The 215-nt window shown below is 49.8% G+C and carries 1 rRNA gene; it reads right to left on the bottom strand.

Going from position 1 to position 215, the window contains the following annotated elements:
- A 16S ribosomal RNA gene (locus tag M3225_RS29375) occupies nucleotides 1–212 on the bottom strand; the annotation flags it as partial.
- Nucleotides 213–215: the final 3 nt, after the last annotated feature.

Raw genomic sequence — 215 nt, 5'->3', positions numbered from 1 at the left:
CTTTCAATCATCTCCCATGAAGGAGAAGATCCTATCCGGTATTAGCTTCGGTTTCCCGAAGTTATCCCAGTCTTACAGGTAGGTTGCCCACGTGTTACTCACCCGTCCGCCGCTAACGTCATAGAAGCAAGCTTCTAATCAGTTCGCTCGACTTGCATGTATTAGGCACGCCGCCAGCGTTCATCCTGAGCCAGGATCAAACTCTCCGAAGAAAT

It is taken from the genome of Priestia aryabhattai, assembly GCF_023715685.1.
GTDB lineage: Bacteria > Bacillota > Bacilli > Bacillales > Bacillaceae_H > Priestia > Priestia aryabhattai_B.
This window is presented reverse-complemented; position numbering and strand designations above follow the sequence as displayed.